This window comes from Nostoc sp., assembly GCF_036918015.1.
In the GTDB taxonomy this organism is placed as follows: Bacteria; Cyanobacteriota; Cyanobacteriia; order Cyanobacteriales; family Nostocaceae; genus Nostoc.
This window is the reverse complement of sequence record NZ_JBALEO010000014.1, coordinates 1-5,609: the sequence shown is the minus strand read 5'-3', so window position 1 is coordinate 5,609 and position 5,609 is coordinate 1. Positions and strand designations below refer to the sequence as shown.

Here is a 5,609-nt window from a genome sequence, read left to right as displayed (position 1 = left end):
GTCGATTCATCGTTTGAAAATGCTGAAATGCTTGCCATGTAACCATTTTAGCATTTTTAAACTCCGCTTTTTCCTGAGTTGGTGAGAAATCCGGGCCAAGCCTTACAAAATTTGCAGCAAACCCAACTACAAATGATTCAAAGCGAGAAAATGTCAGCATTAGGGAATCTGGTAGCTGGTGTGGCACACGAAATCAACAATCCGGTAGGATTTATTTCTGGCAATTTAGTAGAGGCGAAAACTACTTTAGCTGACTTAATTACCTATGTGAACTTACAGCATTCTCAAGCCTCGTCCATTGACATTCAAAACTATGCAGAGGAGATCGATTTAGACTATCTTCTGGAAGATTTGCCAAAAATAATTGATTCGATGCAGGCTGGGTGCGATCGCATCAAAGATATCAGTACCAGCCTGCGAACCTTTTCCCGTGCCGATACCAATCATCCCGTAGCTTGTCAGATTCATGAGGGCATTGATAGCACAATCATGATTCTCAAACATCGCCTTAAAGCCAATGAAGTTCGTCCCGAAATTCAAGTAATCAAAGAATATGGTGATTTACCTGAAATAGAGTGTTATGCCGGACAATTAAATCAGGTTTTCATGAATATCTTGGCGAATGCCATTGATGCCCTAGATGAATCTAATCAAGGACACACTTTTAAGGAAATTCAAAAAAATCCTAACCTAATTACAATTACCACTTCAGTCGAAAATAATAGCGTAAAAATTTCTATTGCTGATAATGGTCAGGGAATGAATGAAGAGGTCAAACAAAAAATATTTGACCATTTATTTACGACAAAAGGTGTCGGAAAAGGCACAGGATTAGGGTTGGCGATCGCTCGTCAAATTGTTGAAGAAACTCATGGTGGAAAATTGAGTTTTAATTCTGTTTTAGGTGAGGGGACAAAATTTATCATTGAAATTCCGGTATAAGTTGCCTCTTGAATGTTAACCAGCTTCAGATATCTGGGAATACTAAATCTGTAAATCATTAGGATTTAGCAGTATGGTCAGTATTCCCGGATATCGCATCAGTGAAGAACTCTACAATGGTTCCAGAACACTAGTTTATCGAGGGTATCGAGAAAGTGACTCATTACCTATAGTGATTAAACTGTTAAAAAATCCTTATCCCAGCTTCTCTGAACTCTTGTCGTTTCGCAATCAGTACACGATCGCCAAAAATCTTAACTCACCGTTAATCGTCCAAACTTATTGCCTAGAAGCATACCAAAATGGCTATGTGCTGGTGATGGAAGACTTTGGCGGGATTTCTCTCAAAAAGTATTTCACCTCACTAAAGACGCAATATATCGCGTCTAGTGAAGAATTTTTAGAAATAGCGATCGCACTATGCAATGCCTTAGATATATTGTATCGAGAACGGATTATTCATAAAGATATCAAACCCGCCAATATTTTAATTAATCCTGAAACTAAACAAGTTAAATTAATCGACTTTAGTATTGCATCTTTACTACCACGGGAAACCCTAAACACTAATCAATTCCAATGTTTTAGAAGGGACACTAGCTTATATTTCCCCAGAACAAACAGGCAGAATGAATCGGGGGATTGACTACCGGACTGATTTTTATTCTTTAGGTGTAACTTTTTACGAATTACTGACTGGCGAATTACCGTTTAATTCAAACGACCCAATGGAGTTGGTACATTGTCATATCGCTAAAATGCCTATGAAATTAGGGAACAGGGAAGAGATTCCTCAGGTGATTTCAGATATTGTGATGAAATTGATGGCGAAGAATGCAGAAGATAGATATCAGAGCGCATTAGGGCTAAAATTTGATTTAGAAAATTGTTTACATCAGCTACAAGTTTCTGGTAAGATTATAAACCTTGAAATTGCACAGAAGGATGTGTGCGATCGCTTCATCATCCCCGACAAACTTTATGGACGAGAAACCGAAGTAGAAACCCTCCTGCAAGCATTTGAAAAAGTCAGCCTTGGGGCAACAGAAATGATGTTGGTAGCAGGTTTTTCGGGAATTGGGAAAACTGCGGTTGTCAACGAAGTTCATAAACCAATTGTGCGGCAACGCGGTTATTTTATCAAAGGGAAATATGACCAATTTCAACGCAATATTCCCTTTAGTGCATTTGTGCAAGCATTCCGAGATTTAATTGGGCAATTGTTAACTGAAAGTGATGGAAAAATCCAGCAGTGGAGAAACAAAATATTAGATGCTGTCGGAGAAAATGGACAGGTAATTATTGAAGTCATCCCCGAATTATCAAAAATTATTGGCGAACAAGCACCCGCCATCGAATTATCAGGAACATCAGCACAAAATAGATTTAATTTATTATTTCAACAATTTACCCAAGTCTTTACCAGTTTTGAACATCCATTAGTGATATTTTTAGATGACTTGCAATGGGCAGATTCGGCATCACTCAAATTAATGCAATTATTAATGGCTGATACAGGTCATCTTTTGATTATTGGTGCATACCGTGATAACGAAGTTCACACAGGACATCCATTAATGTTAGCTTTGGGTGATATTGCCGAATCACAAGCAAAAATTAATACGATTACTTTAGCACCACTGAGTCAAATTACAGTCAATCAGTTAGTTGCTGATACACTGAAATGTCCAGAAGATTTGGCATGGAATCTCTCTGTATTGATTTATCAAAAAACCCAAGGTAATCCGTTTTTCGCGACCCAATTTCTCAAAGCCTTACATCAAGAAAATCTCATTCAATTTGATATTGAGTTAGGCTGTTGGCAATTTGACATTGCTCAAGTAACGACTCAAGCGGTTACAGATGATGTTGTGGCTTTTATGAGCTTTCAATTGCGAAAACTACCGCTACCAACTCAAAAAGTGTTACAGCTAGCGGCTTGTATTGGCAACTATTTTGATTTAGCAACTTTAGCAATTGTTTCGGAAAAATCAGAGGTAGATACGGCTACGGATTTATGGAAAGCATTACAAGAAGGGTTAATTTTACCGATTAGTGATGTTTATAAATTTTATCAAGATGAAACTGCTAATAGCTATTTGTCCATTGCTAATAGAAATCAACAACTAGCTATTAGCAATGAGCAATTAGCAAGTTACAAATTTTTACACGATCGCGTCCAACAAGCCGCCTATTTCCTGATTGCAGAGGAGCAAAAGCAGGCTGTCCACCTCCAAATCGGCCAATTGCTACTAGCACATCAATCGTTCGTCGCCTCAGAAAACAAAATCTTTGATATTGTAAACCATCTGGCGCTGGGTATTGATGCCGATCCATCTGCTGTCCCAGCGATTCAGCTAGCAGAATTAACACTCTTAGCTGGCATAAAAGCCAAACTCTCAGTTGCTTACCAAGCTGCCATTAACTACTTCACTATCGGACTCAAACGACTATCTCAAGCTACTTGGCAAACTCACTATCGCCTCATGGTTGATCTCCACCGAGAAAAAGCAGAATGTAGCTATCTTGTGGGTGAGTTTGAAACCTCTGAATCCCTACTTGACTACACCTTGAAGTATGTCAAAGATCCTCTGGATGCAGCCCAGATTTACGGCATTCTCATGACGCAACGGATGACTCAGGGGACAAATATGCTGTCTAGCGTTGAAGCTGGCATTAAAGGTTTAGCTGTTTTGGGAATGACACTGCCAATAGATGGAGATGAGCTACAGGCTTTGGTAGAAGCGGAACGGCGACAAGTACAGGAAACTGTTGCTCAAATGTCGGCTCAGGCTCTACTAAACTTGCCTGCAATGACCGAACCAGTGCAGCAGAGTTGCATGAAGCTCTTGGCAATCTTGTATTCAGCTTCCTATCTAGCAGGCAACCAACTGCTCAATCTGCTGACAACTCTGCGGATGGTGAATATATCTCTAAAGTATGGACGTGCAGAAAGTTCTAGCTTTGCCTATTGCTGCTATGGCATGATGTTAGCACTTGAGGGCGACTATCGAGATGCTTATCAGTTTGGCAGGATTGCTTTGGATCTCGATCGCACTTTCAACAACACTCAGTTCATCGCCAAAAACAATAACCACTTCGCTCACATCATCAATCCCTTCTCCCGTCCTCTAGCAGAGAATGTGCCTTTATACCAGCAATCGATTGAACTGTGTATGGAATTGGGCGATTTAGTCTTTGGGGTATGGGCAATTGTATTTTTAATCTGGTCTCATCTTCTTAAAGGCAGTCCTCTACCTTTAGTGCAAGAGGAAATTCAAAAATATCTTGGCTGTGTACAGCAGGTAAATGACCAGAATATGTTGTGTGTTTTCCAACTTCAGCAACAGTTTGTCGAAGAACTGATGGATAACACCATTGAGAGCGGGGTGTTAACAGCAACTGGCTATCTCGAACACCCATTTTTCCGACTTTGGCAGCAAAGCCATTTCGATGTTGCCATTAGTTGGTATGGCTTTTTAGTTTTACAACGTGCTTATTTTAGAGGTGATTACGCCCAGGTTTTGGCGATATCGCCGACGCTACAAGACACGCTGCCTGCAAACATGGGTTTTTTCCCAATTATTGCCTATCACATTTATTATCCCCTGAGTTTGGCTGCTGCCTATGCCAAAGCAGACATCGCAACCCAAGGTGTTTACTATCAACAAATTCAAGAACACCAGCAATTGCTGGAGAAATGGGCTAAAACCTGTCCTGATAATTTTCTGCACAAATATCAGTTGATTTCGGCAGAACTTGCTCGTCTGAGTGGCGATAGCATTTTAGCAGCAGATTTGTACGACAAGGCGATCGCTCTTGCCAAAGCCAACGGCTACATTCAAGAAGAAGCCCTCGCCAATGAACTGGCCGCTAAATTTTACCTCGACTGGGGTAGAGAGCGGATAGCTGGGGACTATATAATTGAAGCCTACTATGGCTATGCCCGTTGGGGCGCTAAAGCCAAACTTGCCGATCTAGAAAAACGTTATCCCCAACTCCTGGCTCACATCCTCCAGCAAACCCGTTCTCCTCTTTCCGCTAGCGAAACTATTTTCGCCTTGGGGAGTGTCACATCCAGCAGTTCCCTCACTGCCAACAGTAGCAGCATCTCAGATTCTCTCGACTTAGCTGCCATTCTCAAAGCCTCTCAAAGCCTTTCTGGCGAAATCGAACTCGAAAAGCTACTTTCATCGTTGCTTGAAATCGTCATCAAAAATGCCGGGGCTAATAAATGCGTATTCATGATGTTGCGAGACGAACACCTGTTAATTAAAGGGTCAATTATTGAAGGTTCCGAGTCGGTGGTGTTGCAGCGCCTTCCGGTTGAAGAGAGCCAAGATATTCCTCTGAAGCTGATTTATAAAGTCTTGCACGACAGACAGACTGCTGTGTTGATTGATGCAAGTGCCGATCAGGCCTTAGCCAATGACCCCTATATCATACGTCAGCAGCCCAAAAGTATCTTATGTAGCCCGATTTTGCATCAGGGTAAGTTGATGGGTATTTTATATCTGGAGAATAATTTAGCGACGGGGGCATTTACAAGCGATCGCATCGAACTACTCAACCCCCGGATTTCTCACCAACTCAGGAAAAAGCGGAGTTTAAAAATGCTAAAATGGTTACATGGCAAGCATTTCAGCATTTTCAAACGATGAATCGAC

Annotated in this window: 2 pseudogenes; both read left to right on the top strand. The window is 41.0% G+C overall.

The window, feature by feature from the left end:
* Positions 1-96: 96 nt before the first annotated feature.
* Positions 97-942: pseudogene (locus V7K61_RS03995) on the top strand (sensor histidine kinase); the annotation flags it as partial.
* Between the two features lie 73 nt (positions 943-1,015).
* Positions 1,016-5,513: pseudogene (locus V7K61_RS03985) on the top strand (ATP-binding protein); the annotation flags it as partial.
* Between the last annotated feature and the right edge of the window lie 96 nt (positions 5,514-5,609).